General features: G+C 67.8%; 13 protein-coding genes and 1 riboswitch. Of the genes, 11 read left to right on the forward strand and 2 right to left on the reverse strand.

Going from position 1 to position 14,843, the window contains the following annotated elements; genetic code table 11:
- The first annotated feature begins 2 nt into the window (after positions 1 to 2).
- Together ACFCV3_RS09885 and ACFCV3_RS09890 are read left to right on the forward strand one after the other, a co-directional pair.
- Positions 3 to 1,808: an AMP-dependent synthetase/ligase gene (locus ACFCV3_RS09885; protein ID WP_376028174.1), complete on the forward strand. Its 1,806-nt coding sequence runs from the start codon at positions 3 to 5 to the stop codon at positions 1,806 to 1,808.
- Complete coding sequence (locus ACFCV3_RS09890; protein WP_376028176.1) at positions 1,805 to 2,629, forward strand: hypothetical protein; 825 nt, start codon at positions 1,805 to 1,807, stop codon at positions 2,627 to 2,629. Before ACFCV3_RS09885 ends, ACFCV3_RS09890 begins: the two co-directional genes overlap by 4 nt.
- Here the strand turns inward: ACFCV3_RS09890 and ACFCV3_RS09895 are convergent.
- The gene (locus tag ACFCV3_RS09895) at positions 2,557 to 3,426 is read right to left on the reverse strand and encodes a helix-turn-helix transcriptional regulator (RefSeq protein WP_376028178.1); all 870 of its coding nucleotides are present in this window, start codon (positions 3,424 to 3,426) and stop codon (positions 2,557 to 2,559) included. The genes ACFCV3_RS09890 and ACFCV3_RS09895 overlap by 73 nt on opposite strands.
- A gap of 51 nt (positions 3,427 to 3,477) precedes the next feature.
- Here ACFCV3_RS09895 and ACFCV3_RS09900 point away from each other — a divergent pair, with 51 nt between their 5' ends.
- The 6 genes from ACFCV3_RS09900 to ACFCV3_RS09925 all read left to right on the forward strand — a co-directional run bounded on the left by ACFCV3_RS09900 (position 3,478) and on the right by ACFCV3_RS09925 (position 11,374).
- Positions 3,478 to 4,896 (forward strand): tannase/feruloyl esterase family alpha/beta hydrolase, encoded by a 1,419-nt coding sequence (locus tag ACFCV3_RS09900; RefSeq protein WP_376028180.1) that lies wholly within the window; start codon positions 3,478 to 3,480, stop codon positions 4,894 to 4,896.
- An 86-nt stretch (positions 4,897 to 4,982) separates the two neighbouring features.
- Positions 4,983 to 5,085, forward strand: a riboswitch (guanidine-I (ykkC/yxkD leader).
- 53 nt (positions 5,086 to 5,138) lie between these two features.
- The gene (locus ACFCV3_RS09905; RefSeq protein WP_376028182.1) at positions 5,139 to 6,635 is read left to right on the forward strand and encodes an amino acid permease; all 1,497 of its coding nucleotides are present in this window, start codon (positions 5,139 to 5,141) and stop codon (positions 6,633 to 6,635) included.
- Positions 6,632 to 7,303 (forward strand): DUF1989 domain-containing protein, encoded by a 672-nt coding sequence (locus ACFCV3_RS09910; RefSeq protein ID WP_376028184.1) that lies wholly within the window; start codon positions 6,632 to 6,634, stop codon positions 7,301 to 7,303. Before ACFCV3_RS09905 ends, ACFCV3_RS09910 begins: the two co-directional genes overlap by 4 nt.
- A complete protein-coding gene (locus tag ACFCV3_RS09915) occupies positions 7,300 to 7,899 on the forward strand; it encodes an urea amidolyase associated protein UAAP2 (RefSeq protein WP_376028186.1) in 600 nt (199 codons plus the stop codon). The genes ACFCV3_RS09910 and ACFCV3_RS09915 overlap by 4 nt, the downstream gene beginning before the upstream one ends.
- 2 nt (positions 7,900 to 7,901) lie before the next feature.
- Positions 7,902 to 9,824: a 5-oxoprolinase/urea amidolyase family protein gene (locus ACFCV3_RS09920; RefSeq protein ID WP_376028189.1), complete on the forward strand. Its 1,923-nt coding sequence runs from the start codon at positions 7,902 to 7,904 to the stop codon at positions 9,822 to 9,824.
- Positions 9,821 to 11,374: an allophanate hydrolase gene (locus ACFCV3_RS09925; protein WP_376028191.1), complete on the forward strand. Its 1,554-nt coding sequence runs from the start codon at positions 9,821 to 9,823 to the stop codon at positions 11,372 to 11,374. The genes ACFCV3_RS09920 and ACFCV3_RS09925 overlap by 4 nt, the downstream gene beginning before the upstream one ends.
- A 106-nt stretch (positions 11,375 to 11,480) precedes the next feature.
- On the opposite strand, the gene ACFCV3_RS09930 is transcribed toward ACFCV3_RS09925, so the two are convergent.
- Positions 11,481 to 12,371, reverse strand: coding sequence for a ScbA/BarX family gamma-butyrolactone biosynthesis protein (locus ACFCV3_RS09930; RefSeq protein WP_376028192.1), 891 nt, complete (start codon positions 12,369 to 12,371; stop codon positions 11,481 to 11,483).
- A gap of 135 nt (positions 12,372 to 12,506) precedes the next feature.
- Here ACFCV3_RS09930 and ACFCV3_RS09935 point away from each other — a divergent pair, with 135 nt between their 5' ends.
- The 3 genes from ACFCV3_RS09935 to ACFCV3_RS09945 all read left to right on the forward strand — a co-directional run bounded on the left by ACFCV3_RS09935 (position 12,507) and on the right by ACFCV3_RS09945 (position 14,727).
- Positions 12,507 to 13,124 carry a ScbR family autoregulator-binding transcription factor gene (locus ACFCV3_RS09935; RefSeq protein ID WP_376028195.1) on the forward strand — a complete coding sequence of 206 codons (618 nt, stop codon included), beginning with the start codon at positions 12,507 to 12,509 and terminating at the stop codon, positions 13,122 to 13,124.
- The gene (locus tag ACFCV3_RS09940; protein ID WP_376028198.1) at positions 13,117 to 13,884 is read left to right on the forward strand and encodes an SDR family NAD(P)-dependent oxidoreductase; all 768 of its coding nucleotides are present in this window, start codon (positions 13,117 to 13,119) and stop codon (positions 13,882 to 13,884) included. Before ACFCV3_RS09935 ends, ACFCV3_RS09940 begins: the two co-directional genes overlap by 8 nt.
- A gap of 195 nt (positions 13,885 to 14,079) precedes the next feature.
- Entirely contained in the window at positions 14,080 to 14,727 is a 648-nt protein-coding gene (locus tag ACFCV3_RS09945; RefSeq protein WP_376028734.1) for a response regulator transcription factor, read from the forward strand.
- The last annotated feature ends 116 nt before the right edge of the window (positions 14,728 to 14,843 follow it).

Below are 14,843 nucleotides of genomic sequence, written 5' to 3' on the forward strand. Positions count from 1 at the left end.
CCATGACCGACACGGTGATCGACCTGGTACGCCGGAACGCGGCCGAGCACGGTGACGTGATGGCGATCGTCGACGGCGAGCGCCGGCTCACCTGGGCCGAGTACGAACGGCAGGCCCAGGCGATCGCACTCGCCCTGCTGGACCTCGGCATCGAACCCGGTGACGTGGTCGGCCTGCAACTGGTGAACCGGGCCGACCACGTCCTGGCCGATGTCGGCGCAATGCTCGCCGGCGCGACACCCTCGTCGTACTACAACACGCTTGCCGCCGAGCAGCTCGCCTATGTGGCAGCCGACTCGGCGTGCAAGGTGTGCATCGTCGAGAGGGAGTTCCTGCCCACCTGGCTGGCGATCAAGGACAGCCTGCCGGAGCTCCGGACGATCGTCGTCATGGGCCAGGCACCAGCCGGTGTGCTGTCGTTCGAAGTGCTGACCGCAGCAGCCCAAGCCTCGCTCCCGGACCGGATCGCCGAGGTCCACGAGGCAGCGGCGAAGGTCCAGCCCGACGATCCGGCGACGATCATCTACACCTCCGGTACGACGGGACCGCCGAAGGGCACCCTCGTCACCCACGCCGGTATCTGCACGGTCCTAACCGGGATCCTCACCCGCGTGGCCGAGGACCTAGGCAAGATCCCCGAGCCGGGACGCACCCAGGTCTCCTACCTCCCGCTCGCCCACCTGGCCGAGCGGATGATCACCCACTACCTCGGTACGGCGCTCGTCTCGACGGTGACGTATGTCCGCGAACTGCACACGCTGGCCGACAACCTGCCCGCCATCCAGCCGCACGTGTTCCTCGCGGTCCCGCGCGTCTGGGAGAAGCTGCTCGGTGCCGTCACCGAGCGAACCGTCACCGAGCAATCCCCAGTACGGCGGGCGCTGCTCCGGCGCGCGATTGTCGTGGCGCGGGAGGTCGGGCGGGCCCGGTTCGGCACGGGGGCCGGACCGGGCCTTCGGCTCCAGCACGCCGTGTTCGAGCGGCTGGTCTATCGGAGCATCCGCCGCGCACTCGGGCTGAACGAGATGCTGGTCGCGGTGAGCGGTGCAGCGCCGATCTCGAAGGAGGTGCTGGTCTTCTTCCGCGGGATCGGCGTGACGATCGTCGAGGCGTACGGGATGACCGAGACCTCCGCCGTCCTGACGCTCAACTCGCTGAGCGAACCACGCCTCGGCACGGTCGGCCGCGCACTGCCCGGTGTCAAGCTGTGCCTGGCCGAGGACGGCGAACTGCTGGCCCGCGGCCGGATCATCTCGCCCGGCTATCTGAACCGTCCGGACGCGACCGCCGACACCTTCATCGGCGGCTGGCTGCACACCGGCGACCTCGGCCGGATCGATGCCGACGGCTACCTTTCGATCGTCGGCCGCAAGAAGGAACTCATCATCAACGCGGCCGGCAAGAACATCTCCGCCGCCAACGTCGAGCAGGCCCTCTCCTCGGCGTCCGACCTGATCGGATCCGTCTACGTCCACGGCGACAACCGGCCCTATCTCGTTGCCCTGATCACCCTTGATCCCGCCTGGCGTCAGTGGTGCACAGCACGCCACATCGAGGTGACGAGTCCGGCCGACGCCGCCACGCACCCCGCCGTACAGGCTGAGATCGAGCGGGCTGTGCGGATCGGCAACGAGAGATTGTCGCGGGTCGAACAGGTGAAACGCTGGACGCTGTTGGATTCCCTTTGGGGCACAGATTCCGGCGAGCTGACGCCTACGCTCAAACTGAAGCGCTCCGTGGTGCGGGACAAGTACGTCGACGCGTTGGACAACCTTTACGATTCAGAGCCATCGAAGGAGCTCAAGTGAAACGCCTGCTCGCCGTTGTCGTTACAGCCGCTGCGTTGATCGTCAACCTGACGCCGGTCGCCCAGGCCGCTGGTTGCCCGTCGGTGAACAAGAACTGGGCCGGCCCCGGTCCGTACGCCGTGACGTCGGCCTCCAACGGGCAAGGCACCACGATCATTCGGCCGGCTCAGCTCGGGACGCTCGGATGTGCCAAGCACCCGGTGATCCTGTGGAGCAACGGTGCGGCCGCGACAGTCTCGACGTACCAGCCGTTGTTGGAGCACTTCGCTTCGCACGGGTTCATCGTGGCCGCGGGCGAAGGGCGATCCAGCTCTGCGGCGCCGCTGCTGGCTGGGCTCGACTACCTGACGACACAGAACGGTACGGCGGGGAGCGTGTTCGCGGGCAAGGTCGATCTGGCCCACGTCGGGGCGACCGGTCACTCGCTCGGTGGTGGCGCAGCCGTCGGCGCGGGTGCGGATCCGCGGGTGGACACGGTGGCGCCGCTCGAGGGCGGACCGTTCAACGACCCGGCGAAGCTGCACGGCCCGGCCCTGTACTTCGCCGGTCAGGCGGACATCATCGTGTGGCCGTCGGTTGTGCACGACCGGTACGCGCAGAGCAGTCACGTGCCCGCGATCTATGCCGAGCTGAAGGGTGCCGATCACTTCGTGGTGAGCCCCGACGGTGGGCAGTTCCGGGGCGCGATCACGGCCTGGTTCCGGTTCTGGCTGCTGGGCGACGAGCAGGCCCGGGGTGAATTCTTCGGTCAGTCCTGCGTCAACTGCACGTCACCGATCTGGTCGAAGTTCGAGCGCAACGCCAAGGCTTCCAGCTTCTGAGCATCGGCAGAACCTGGATCTGCGGTGAAGATGGCGAGGAACTGCGAGCGGTCGCTGTCGAGGACGTAGTCGCTGTTCAGCTCCAGCCAACCGGCTGTCGGATGGTTCAGGTGGATTCGCGGCCACTCCTGCTCGAAGACGGGATGCTCGGCCCAGACCTCGGCGAACTCGGGGCTCTGGCTGAGCAAGGTGTCGACCAGGACGGCCGCCTGCGGGTCTGACGTGGCATGGGTCGCGAGCACCTCCGCGACGATCGCCCGGGAGATCCGGTCGTGGTCCTGCTCCGCGTAAAGAGCGCGCTCCGAAGGGATCAGGAACCAGCGATAGACCCAGTACCGCTCGATCCCCTCGAAGACAGAGTGATCGCCGAAGACGGCCACCGACAGCTCGTTCTGCCGGAGGGTCTCGCCCAGGTGGCTGCAGATCTGGGCGGGCGTGTTCTCCAGTTGGTGCATGACCCGGAGCAGGTGCTGAGCCGGCCGGTCGTGCAGGTGCCGCGGCGGATTGGGGTAGCCGGCCAGCCGGAAGAGATGGTTGCGCTCGTCATCGTTCAGCCGCAGAGCGTCGGCGAGTGCGTTCAGGATCGGCTCTGACGGTCGCGGTCCGCGCTGCTGCTCGATCCGGCTGTAGTAGTCGGCCGAGACCCCGGCCAGCTCCGCGATCTCCTCGCGGCGCAGGCCGTCCGACCGGCGGCGCGGGGCCCGTGGCAGGCCGACATCCTCCGGCTGCAGCTGCGCGCGCCGGCTGCGGAGGAAGTCGGCGAGCATCGCCCGATTCAGTCCTGTGCCCTGGATCACAGGACAAAGTATCCCTGGTTGCCTCCGAGCGGTCTTGGTTCGGTAGGCAGCATGAAACGAATCCTGACCCTGGTGGCGGCAGCGATTGTCCCGCTCGCCGCGCTGGTCCCGCTCTCGAGCAGCGAGGCCGCTGAGCCCAGCGCCTGCTCGAACCTCTCCGTCCAGGCGCCGCAGGGTGCCCACATCGCCTCCGTGACGGCGGTCGACCAGCCCGGTGGCACGGTCACCTTCCCGCCCAACCCGCCGTTCCCGAACGACCCGGTCAGCGGCGTACCGGCGTACTGCGAGGTCACCGTCCAGCTCAGCCATCCGGGCGCCGGCGACCACGTGAAGACCGTGGTCTGGCTGCCCAAGACCGGCTGGAACGGCCGCTTCCAGGCCCTCGGCGGCAGCGGCTACTGGGCCGGCGAGTTCGGCGCGCCCTGGGCGAACGCGGTCAAGGCCGGGTACGCCGTCGCCTCGACCGACGCGGGTGTCGGGCCGTCACCGTTCAGCGCTGACAACTGGGCGCTCAAGGACGGCAAGGTCAATCAGGCCCTGCTGAAGAACTTCGCCTCCCGGTCGCAGCACGAACTGGCCGAGGTCGGCAAGGCGGTCACCAACCAGTACTACGGCCGCGCGGCGTCGTACTCGTACTGGAACGGCTGCTCCACCGGCGGTCGTCAGGGGTACGTCGAGGCGCAGCAGCACCCGGACGACTTCGACGGCATCCTCGCCGCCTCACCCGCGATCAACTGGGACCGCTGGACGGTCGCCGCGGTCTGGCCGAGCGTGGTGATGAACCAGGAGCACAACTACCCGACGAAGTGTGAGTTCGACGAGTTCGCCAAGGCCGCGATCCAGGCCTGCGGCATCGAAGCGCCGCAGAACTGCCACTGGGCCCCGGAGCACCTGATCGGCAAGACGGTGCTGTGCGAGGGCAAGCCGGTGCGGATCACGGCCGCTGACGCCCGCGTCGTCCGCAAGATCTGGGACGGCCCGCGCGGTCTCTGGTACGGCCTCACCCGCGGTACGTCGTTCGACGGGCTGGCGGTCACGGTCGGGCAGAGCGCCGTACCGTTCGTCGTCCCGGACAGCTGGGTCCGCAACTTCCTCAAGCTCGACCCGAGCTACGACACCAGCAAGCTCACGTACGCCCAGTACTACAAGCTGTTCCGGCAGTCGCAGGCGCAGTACAACAAGGTGATCGGCAGCGACAACCCCGACCTGTCCGCCTTCAAGCGGTCCGGCGCCAAACTGCTCTCCTGGCACGGACTCGCCGACAGCCTCATCCCGGCCCAGGGAACCGTTGACTACCGCAAGCGCGTCGAGCACCAGATGGGCCGCGTGGACAGCTTCTACCGCCTCTTCCTGGTCCCCGGCGCCGGCCACTGCGTCGGTGCCAACACCCCGACCGACCCCCTGGGCGCGCTGGTGAAGTGGGTCGAGCAGGGCAAAGCTCCCAAGACCCTCTCCGATCTCAACGGATAGTGAGAGAAGTCGTTTACCTGGTTGCAACAAGTGAAGAGTGTTGCTGAAACCGTTGGGTTCTGAACTGGAACAGACCCGCCGGGACGGCGGGGCGCCCCTAGGGTTCCGCTGCCGATTCCGGTGGGTCTGGTCCGAGAGGGGAGACGGCGCTTCGGTGCCGTTCCACGGCGGGACAAAAGCCCGGGAGGCCGCGAGGCCCGGGCATGCCGTGCGCGTTCCGGGCCGACTCGACGGAGGCCGGAATGTCAGCACCCTCTGATGTACTCACCGCCCCAGCAGATGATCTGAGCCGTTTCGGCTACGCCCAGCAGTTGTCCCGCCGGGTCGGCAGCTATGCGTCGTTCGCTGCGGGCTTCTCGTTCGTCTCCATCCTGACCACGGTCTTCCAGCTCTTCGGCCTCGGCTTCAGCTTCGGCGGTACGGCGTTCTTCTGGACGTGGCCCGCCGTGCTGGTCGGGCAGCTGATGGTCGCGCTCTGCTTCGCCGAGCTGGCCGCTCGCTTCCCACTCTCCGGGGCGATCTACCAGTGGGCGCGCCGGCTCGGCGGCGCGGTCGTCGGCTGGTTCGCGGGCTGGACGATGGTGATTGCGCAGACTGTCACGCTCGCGGCCGCGGCGATCGCCTTGCAGGTTGTGCTGCCCGCGGTCTGGCCCGGCTTCCAGCTGATCGGCACCGACCCCGCGTTGTCGTCGAAGGACGGCGCCGCGAACGCCGTCGTACTCGGCTGCATTCTGCTCGTCGCGACCACGATCCTGAACGCGACCAGCGTGCGGATCATGGCCGTGGTCAACTCGGTCGGCGTCACCTGTGAGCTCGTCGGTGTGGTGCTGATCGTGATCCTGCTGTTCGGCAAGGCCGAGCGCGGCCCGTCCGTCGTCCTGCACACGACCAACCTCGACAACACGACCGGGTACGTCGTTCCGTTGCTGATCTCGGCGTTGATGGCGGCGTATGTCCTGGTCGGTTTCGACAGTGCGGGCGAGCTGGCCGAGGAGACACACAAGCCACGCGCGATCACGCCCCGGACGATCATTCGCGCGGTCGTTGCCTCCGGCATCGGTGGCGCGTTCCTGATCATCGCCGCGCTGATGGCCGCGCCCTCGGTGACCGACGGCGACCTCGCCACCCAAGGCCTGCCGTACGTGCTGACCAGCAGGCTCGGCACCACCACCGGCAAGCTCCTGCTTCTCGACGTCGCCCTCGCGGTGTGCGTGTGTACGCTGGCGATCCAGACCGCGGCGGCGCGGATGATCTTCTCGATGGCCCGCGACAACGTCCTGCCCGGGTCGGCCTGGCTGCGCCGCGTCTCGCCCCGCACCGGCACCCCGGTCGCGGCGACCGTCGTACCCGGCGTCCTGGCCGCTGTCTGCCTCGTGGTCAACGTGGGCAACGCCGGTTTGTTCCTCGGTCTGACCAGTGTCTGCATCATGCTGCTCTACATCGCCTACCTGCTGGTCACCACGCCGATGCTGGTACGCCGCCTCACCGGCCGCGGACTGTCCGGCGGAACCGACGAGGACGGCCGGCCGCTGTTCTCGCTCGGACGGTTCGGACTGATCGTCAATCTCGTTGCCGTCGGCTACGGACTGGCGATGGCGATCAACCTCGGCTGGCCACGCGCGGAGGTCTACAACCCGGTCCACTACCTCCCGCTGATCACCCTGGCCGTCGTAGGAATCGGCGGCCTGATCGCCTACCGCCTCCAGCGGAAGGCCTACCACCAGGCGGTGGCCGCATGAAACACGACATCCCCGCCAACGCTGCCTGGTCGATCCCCATCCGAGCCGGGCGCGCCCTCACCCTGACCGCACTGGCCGACAACGCCAACGCCTCGGTCCTGATCATCGGCTCCGATCGCCTCGACCGCCTGAACATCCCAGACACCCTGAAGTCCCAGATGACGGCCCGAATCCACGCCGGCCTGGTCCTGATGTCCGACCGCGGCCTAGCCCTGGCAACCGTCACCGCCTCTACCCTCGACTGGCACGACTGCCTAACCGGCTTCATCCCCAGCCCCCTCCTCCTGCTGGAGCTGACGAAACACGGTCTAGGAGAAGCAGACCTCCACGGCCCCATCAACTTCTTCACGAAGGTCGCGGTGGAGGAGGGGGAGGTCGCTCCGGCCGGTCCTCGAGCCGCCGCGCCAACTCCCGCGCCCTCACCCCCCACCGCGAGTCGAGCGGCCGCGGCCCAAGCGACGCTGGCGTTTGTTCCCGGTCACGCGACCGTTGGGGCCAGCGTGACGCTTCGGGCTGAGCAGGACTTGCTGGTGTTCATTTCCACCGCACCCCATGCGTTGGCGACGACTCCTGCCGGAGGCGTCGGCGTACAGGTTGGGGCGGCGGAGGATAGGGATCCGGTGGGGTTGCGTCCGGAAGCGGTGCGGGCGTTGGAGTTGGTCCGATGAGCGCGTTGGATCAGGTCGTCGAGCCTGGTGCGGGTGCCTTGCTGAGCGTCCCGGCCGGCGGTCGGTTGCGGATTGTTGATCTGCAGGGCAATCAGGCGGTCGACACGTTGTTCTACGACGCGCACGACATCGACAACCGGTACTCGGCGTTCGACACGATCCGTGCCCAGCAGGCCGTCTACCTGACGACCGGGTCGCGGCTGATGTCGACGCGTGGTGACGAGCTCGGGGTCATCTCCGACGACACCTGCGGCCGGCACGACACCGTCGGTGGTGCGTGCTCGCAGGAAAGCAACGTCATCCGGTACGGCCACCACACCCGGCACCAGCACGCCTGCCGCCAAACGTTCCTTACCCTCGGCGCGCACGCCGGCATCGGGCAGCGGCAACTGACGCACAACGTCAACTTCTTCATGAACGTCCCCGTCACCCCCTCCGGTGAGCTGAAGTTCGACGACGGACTGTCCGCGCCCGGCCGGTACGTCGAGGTGACGGCGAGCCGCGATCTCCTGGTACTGATCAGCAACTGCCCGCAGATCAACAACCCCTGCAACGGCTGGAACCCGACCCCGGTGCAGCTTCTGGGCTGGTGGTGACGGTGGCGGTCGTCACGGTGCTGAGCCCTGGCCTGCAGACCACCGTGCAGGACCTGGCCGGACGGCCGGGACTGTGGGATGTCGGCGTACCGCCGTCAGGTGCGGCCGACGAGCTCACCTTCGCCCTGGTGAACGCCGCGGTCGGCAATCCGTCGAATGCGGCCGGGCTGGAGTGTGTGCAGACCGGACCGGTGCTGACCTGCGACGAGGATCGGCTGATCTGCGTCGGAGGTGCGGCCCGGCAGGCGACGATCGACGGCTGGCCGGTGCGGCCCGGCCTGGTGGTCATGCTCCCGGCCGGCGCGGTCCTCGATCTCGGTCCGCTGGACGGGATGCGCGGGTATCTCGCGATCGAGGGTGGTCTCGACGTACCAGCGGTGCTCGGTAGCCGATCCACCTTTGTGCTCGGTGGTTTCGGTGGCCAGGACGGGCGCCCGCTCGCGGCCGGTGATCAGTTGCCGTTGGGTCGTCGGGAGAACCTGCTGAGTCCGGTGAACGTCGAGTTGCCGGCGATTACGGACAGCTGGCAGCTGCGGGTGATCCCGGGACCGCACGGTGCGCCGGATCATCTGACGGCCGAGGGTGTCGAGGCGTTCTTCGGGACCGAGTGGATCGTCGACCATCGGTCCGATCGGACTGGGATCCGGCTGGACGGACCGTTGCCGGGCTGGGCGCGGAGCGACGGTGGCGAGGCCGGGCTGCATCCGTCGAACGTGCACGACTCGGCCTATCCGGTCGGCGGGATCATGCTCTCCGGAGATACCCCAGTCATCGTCGGCAAAGACGGTCCGTCGCTGGGCGGGTTCGTCGTACCGGCGGTGGTGATCGAGGCCGACCGCTGGATGCTCGGCCAGCTGCGGCCCGGGGACCGAGTCCGATTGTGGCCAGTGGCAATCGAAGACGCGACGGCCGCGATCAAGGAACGACGAAGGTGGCTGGCCGATCTGCGCCAGGAACCGTTGTCTGCTGCCACAATCCCGGGTACGGCGGCCCGGCCCGACGTACTGTATGCGTCGGACCAGTACACGATCCGTTGTGCTGGGGAGCGGCATCTGCTCGTCGAAGCCGGATCCGCGGAGCTCGACCTCACTGTCCGGGTGTGGATCCACCTGCTCGCGGAGGCGTTACGCGAGCATCGGCCTCCCGGGGTGACAGAGATTGTCGAGGGCGTTCGGTCGCTGTTGGTTGCCTTGGACACCTCGCGACTGGGGCCGGTCGAGCTGGCCGAACACCTTGTCCAGCTGGCTGGAAAGCTGGCGGACCCGGAGACCGTCGTACTGCCGGCCCGCGAGGTGACGTTGCCGATCGCGTTCGACCATCCGGAAGCGCATGAGGCGATGCGCCGGTACGCGACCTCGGTCCGGCCGGATGCACCGTGGTGTCCGGACAACGTCGAGTTCATCCGGCGGGTGAACGATCTGGACGAGCGTGCCGAGGTGTTCGAGATCGTCCAGCAGGCGACGTACCTGGTGGTCGGGCTGGGGGATGTCTACCTCGGTGCGCCGGTCGCGGTGCCGATCGATCCGCGGCATCGGCTGGTGACGACGAAGTACAACCCGGCCCGCACCTGGACACCACAGAACGCCGTCGGGATCGGCGGGATCTACCTGTGTGTGTACGGCATGGAGGGTCCTGGCGGGTATCAACTGGTCGGGCGGACCGTGCCGGTGTGGAGGCTCGGTGACGAGCGGCCGTGGCTGTTGCGGCAGTTCGACAAGATCAGGTTCACCCCGGTGAGTGTGGCGCAGCTGGCTCATGAGCGGGCCGAGATCGCCGCCGGACGGGCGGATCTGACGGTCTCCCCGGCCACCTTCTCGATCGCCGACGTCCGCCGGATCGAGCGGGAGGCGCCGGTGGACATCGCGACTCTGAGGGCACGGCGCCGGGCGGCGTTCGATGCGGAACGGGCAAGGTGGGGAGCATGACCAACGCGGAATGGATCACCCGGGTGGACCCGGTCGAGCCGCAGCCCGGACCGCTGCGTGGGCTCACGATGGCGCTGAAGGACAACATCGATCTGGCCGGTGTCCCGACCACTGCCGGTGATCCGCGCAACGTCGAGCCGGCCGTGGCCAACGCATTCGTGGTCGACCGCCTGATCGCGGCCGGCGCCGTACCGCTGGGGAAGACGAACCTGGATCAGTACGCGACCGGCCTGGTCGGCACGAGATCGCCGTACGGCGCCTGTCACTCGGTCTTCTCGGCCGACCACATCTCCGGTGGATCGAGCTCGGGGAGCGCGGTGGCGGTCGCGACCGGTCAGGTCGACTTCGCCCTCGGCACGGACACGGCCGGCAGCGGTCGGGTGCCGGCTGCCTTCAACCGGCTCGTCGGTATCAAGCCGTCCCGCGGTCTGGTGTCGGCGCGTGGTGTGGTTCCGGCCTGTCGATCGCTCGACTGCGTGACCGTGATGGCGCGGTCGGTCGAGACCGCTCGGCGCGCGTTCGAGGTGATGGTCGGCTTCGATCCGGACGACGCGTGGTCACGGCGGTACGAATCGCTGCCGCACAGCCGGCCAGGTCGGGTGGGTCCGCCGGTGATCGGCGTACCGGATCTCGACTTGGATCTCGATCCGCCGCACGAGAAGGCCTGGCAGCAGATGCTCGCCGAGGCCCATCGGCTGGGGCAGGTCGTCCGGGTCGACATCCGGCCGTTGCTCGAGGCAGCAGACCTGCTGTACTCCGGTCCCTGGCTGGCTGAACGCTGGTTGGCCTTCGGCTCCAAGCTCGACGATGTGCCTGAGGTCGACCCGACGGTACGGACGATCGTTCGCGGCGGCGAGACCTTGACCGCATCGGCGGCGTTCGCCGGGTTCGACCGGCTCGCCGCGTTGGCCCGGGCGAGCGAGCACCTGTGGACGTCGCTGGACGCACTGTTGTTGCCGGTGACCCCCAACCACCCGACCCTCGCGGAGGTCGCCGCCGATCCGATCGGCACGAACAGCCGGCTTGGTCGCTTCACCAACATGGTCAACCTGCTCGACCTCTGCGCAGTCGCCTTCCCCGGCCCGGACCGTGCCGACGGCCTGCCTTTCGGCGTCCAGCTGATCGCTCCAGCCGGTCACGACTACACGCTCATCGACCTAGCGGCCCAATGGACCGATGAGATCCTGCTAGCAGTCGCCGGCGCCCACCTCACCGGCCAGCCCCTCAACCCCGAGCTGGTACGACGCGGCGCGCGACTCGTCGAGTCGGCCCGGACCGCACCGACGTACCGGATGTACCTCGTCGACGGCCCCCGCCCCGCCCTGACCCCAGCCCCCGATGGAGCGGAGCTCGAGGTCGAAATCTGGGCCCTCCCAGCCGCACAATTCGGCAGCTTCGCCACAACAATCCAGCCCCCACTGGCGATCGGCCCACTCAACCTCTCCGACGGTCGCCAAATCCTAGGCTTCCTCAGCACCGCCGACGCAATCAATCCAGCGACCGACATCACGTCGTACGGCGGTTGGCGCGCCTACCTCGCCCAACGCTGATCCATCCACGAAGGACAGGACGTATAGGCCCGCTGGACGTCGTTGCCGCGCTCACCATCGGCGGCCGGGCGACGCCACGGACGTATACGTCCTGTCCTTCTGCTGATCACACCGGCCAGGGCTCGGTGGTTACTTCGGTGGTGAAGACGGGGGTGCCGGATTGGGTGATGGCTACCTGGACGACGCCCTCGTTGGGGGTGGCGGTGACGATGCAGGGTTGGTCGAATTCGACGTAGCGGAGGAACTTGGTGTCGAAGCGGGTGGTGGCCACTGGGGTCGGGTGGGTGGCTTGGGCTGCTTGGGCTGCCGCTTCGAGGAGGACCATGCCGGGGACGTGGTCGTGGGGGTGGTCGAACAGGACGCTGTGTGTGGTGTCGACCCGCAGTTGCCAGCTGAGGGGCTGGTCGGTCGGGGACAGTACGACGTTGCGGGTGTCGCTCCGACCCACCAGTGCCGGAGCGACGGGGGCGGTGAGGCGGATCGCCTTGCTGAAGGCTTCCTTCGCGGAGGCGTAGGGACCTCGGAGGCGGTCGTAGATGGCCGGCGGATGCGCGCTGTAGCGCACCTCGGCGCCACCGATCCGGTGGCCGTCGCTGATCGCGTCGATCCGCGAGACCAGGTAGACCGAGCCCATCCGGCGCCGGGTGATGCTCGGATGACTCACCAGGAGCGTGACCTTCTTCGCGCCGGCCTGGACGTCCAGCGCGCTCGGAAGAATCCACGAACTGATCTCTTCCCAGCCCAGCCGGTGACCGAGCGGAATCGAATGAACACGGTGGCTGAGTAAAGCAAGTGCTTGCCGGAGGCTTTCGGTGAAGAGCAATGGTGTGTAATGGTCGCGCTCTGTGTAGAAGACGTGACGCTGTGGCCAGATTGCCGTGACTTCCTGGACGAGATCAGGCAGTTCGCGCCAGTCGGTGACCAGGGCTTCGTCCGATTTGTCCTTGCGGACAAGCGTTTGGATGGGTGGAGCGGCGGATGTAGTGATCACGGGCATGACAGGTTTCCCCCCTGTGGGACGACAGGTATGGGACACGGACGGTGGTTCCGCCCAGTGTCCACGTATAAATTAAATAATGTTGTTCTTTTCGTGAAGCGTTTCGGGTCAGATTGCAGGGGAGAGGGTGTCTTCATGACTCCACGGGTGGTGAAACAGGCGCGCGCCGAGCGGACCCGGGCGGCGGTGATGCTGGCCGCGGCCGAGGTTTTCGCGGAGAACGGGTTCTCCGGTGCCAGTGTCATGAAGATCGCCGACCGCGCCGGGGTGACGCTGGGTGGCGTGTATTTCCACTTCCGGTCCAAGGAGGAGCTGGCCCGGGCGATCGTGGCCGGCCAGCCGGAGTTCGTCGTGCCGCCGGAGGGTTCGCACGGTCTGCAGCGGGCGATCGACGTGACCCGGACGTGGGCGCGGCAGCTCGCGGAGAGCCCGATGCTGCGGGCCGGCGCGCGGCTGGTCTGGGAGCAGGACCGCTTCATGCCGGCGGGGGAGAACTCCCATCAGCAGTGGACCAGCCTGATGGCGGCCGATCTGCAGTCCGCGGTGGACGACGGCGAGCTGAAGCCCGAGGTGGACATCCAGGCGATCGCCCGGATGATCGTCAACGCCTGTACCGGCGCCCAGATGCATTCGTACGTCGAGACTGCGCACGAGGACCTGGTCGACCGGGTCGAGGAGATCTGGCGCTGCCTGCTCCCGGCCCTCGGGGTGTCCGACGAATGCAAGGGAATCAAGGGGATCGGCCGTGAGTGAGGCAGTGCGCACACTGAGTGGCAGGACGATCATGATCACCGGTGCGTCCAGTGGCATCGGTGCCGCGGCCGCCCGGTGGTTCGTGAGCGAGGGGGCGGCCGTCGTACTGATGGCTCGCCGCAAGGACAAGCTCGAGGAGATCGCCGCGGAGATCCGTGCGGCCGGTGGCCGGGTCGAGGTGACTCCGGGCGATGTGACCGACGCCGATGCGGTGGAGCGGGCCGTTGCCACCGCGGTGAGCACGTTCGGTGGGCTGAATGGTGCCTTCAACAACGCAGGGTGGGGGACGATCGGGACGCTCATCCACGAGACCCCGGACGCGGACTTCGAACGCACCATGGACGTCAACGTCCGCGGCACCTGGAACTGCCTCAAGCACCAGTTGCCGGTGATGATGGAGTCGGGTGGTTCGGTGGTCAACACCTCCAGCACTGCTGGGGAGTTCGCCACGGGCGCGGGCGCGGCGTACGTCGCCGCCAAGCACGCCGTACTGGGTCTGACCCGGGCCGCTGCGGCCGAGTACGGGCAGTACGGCGTCCGGATCAACGCGCTGATCGTCGGCACCACCCGCACCGAGTTGATCGAGGAGGCGATTCGCGTCTTCCCGCCGCTGGAGCAGGGAGCGGTCGCCCGGCAGATCCAGCCCCGCATGGCCGAGCCGATCGAGGTTGCGCGGGCTGCGGCCTGGCTGCTCAGCGATCAGGCCTCGTTCGTCACCGGCGGCGCGATCCCCGTCGATGGTGGCGCAAGCGCGATCTAGATCTGGCCCGAAGGATCTGGCCCAGTCCGCTCAGAGTGGCCAGATGGTGACGCCTGGCCACTATATGACCAAGTTTCGTTGACGGTAAAAAAAAGATCACTATCATTTTAGTGTCCTGGGGGGACGCTGCCGGTGAGGTCTCGTTGCGACAGGCATGTGAGGTGAGCAGTGGCACAGGGCACAGTGCGCGTTCTTGTGGTCGAAGGGATCTCGGCTGAGATCGAGACCAGACGGCAGGACCTGCGCAGACAGGGATATGCGGTGAGCAGTGTGGATACCGGAGCCAAGGCGTTGCGGGCACACCGGAGTTCCGATTTCGTCTTGCTGGACCTGGATCTTCCCGATATCGACGGGCTCGAGGTGTGCCGGTCGATCCGCGGTGCCGGTGACAAACCGATCATCACGGTCTCCTCTGGTGGGACGGAGACGGACCGGATCCTTGCCCTGCAAGCGGGAGCGGACGACTGTGTCGATGCACGGTGCGGTCCGCGGGAGATGCTGGCCAGGATCGAGGCGGTACTGCGGCGGACGCTGCCGTGCCGTCAGCCGGGCCGCGTGATGACGGTGGGCTCGTTGAGTCTCGACGTACAAGCGCATGAGGCGCGGTTGCGTGGTGAGCCGGTCCGCCTGACTGGCAAGGAGTTCGAGCTGTTGCACAAGCTGGCGTCGCATCCGGACGAGCCGGTGTCGCGCAAGCAGTTGATGGCCAGTGTCTGGGAGACGAGCTGGGCCGACTCGAGCCGCACGATCGACACCCATGTGCGGAGTCTGCGGGCCAAGCTCGGATCCAGTTCCTGGATCATCACGGTCCGCGGTGTCGGCTACCGGATCGGCAGAGGATAAGAGGTGCCGTGGGCGGGCCCCGGCCGGCCCCGGACCCAGAGGGGGAAAAGGGGGGGGTTGTGGCCCGCGGGGGGCGACCCGGGTGAGGGGGGGGGCCGCCCCCCCCCCCCCCCCCC

The sequence above is a fragment of the Kribbella sp. NPDC056345 genome (assembly GCF_042262745.1).
GTDB lineage: Bacteria > Actinomycetota > Actinomycetes > Propionibacteriales > Kribbellaceae > Kribbella.

Bases quoted from the DNA above. Each gene is read 5' to 3' on its own strand.
- ACFCV3_RS09925 (WP_376028191.1), top strand. From the start codon at position 9,821: ATGACCAACGCGGAATGGATCACCCGGGTGGACCCGGTCGAGCCGCAG.
- ACFCV3_RS09930 (WP_376028192.1), bottom strand. From the start codon at position 12,371: ATGCCCGTGATCACTACATCCGCCGCTCCACCCATCCAAACGCTTGTC.
- ACFCV3_RS09900 (WP_376028180.1), top strand. From the start codon at position 3,478: ATGAAACGAATCCTGACCCTGGTGGCGGCAGCGATTGTCCCGCTCGCC.
- ACFCV3_RS09905 (WP_376028182.1), top strand. From the start codon at position 5,139: ATGTCAGCACCCTCTGATGTACTCACCGCCCCAGCAGATGATCTGAGC.
- ACFCV3_RS09935 (WP_376028195.1), top strand. From the start codon at position 12,507: ATGACTCCACGGGTGGTGAAACAGGCGCGCGCCGAGCGGACCCGGGCG.
- ACFCV3_RS09885 (WP_376028174.1), top strand. From the start codon at position 3: ATGACCGACACGGTGATCGACCTGGTACGCCGGAACGCGGCCGAGCAC.
- ACFCV3_RS09915 (WP_376028186.1), top strand. From the start codon at position 7,300: ATGAGCGCGTTGGATCAGGTCGTCGAGCCTGGTGCGGGTGCCTTGCTG.
- ACFCV3_RS09910 (WP_376028184.1), top strand. From the start codon at position 6,632: ATGAAACACGACATCCCCGCCAACGCTGCCTGGTCGATCCCCATCCGA.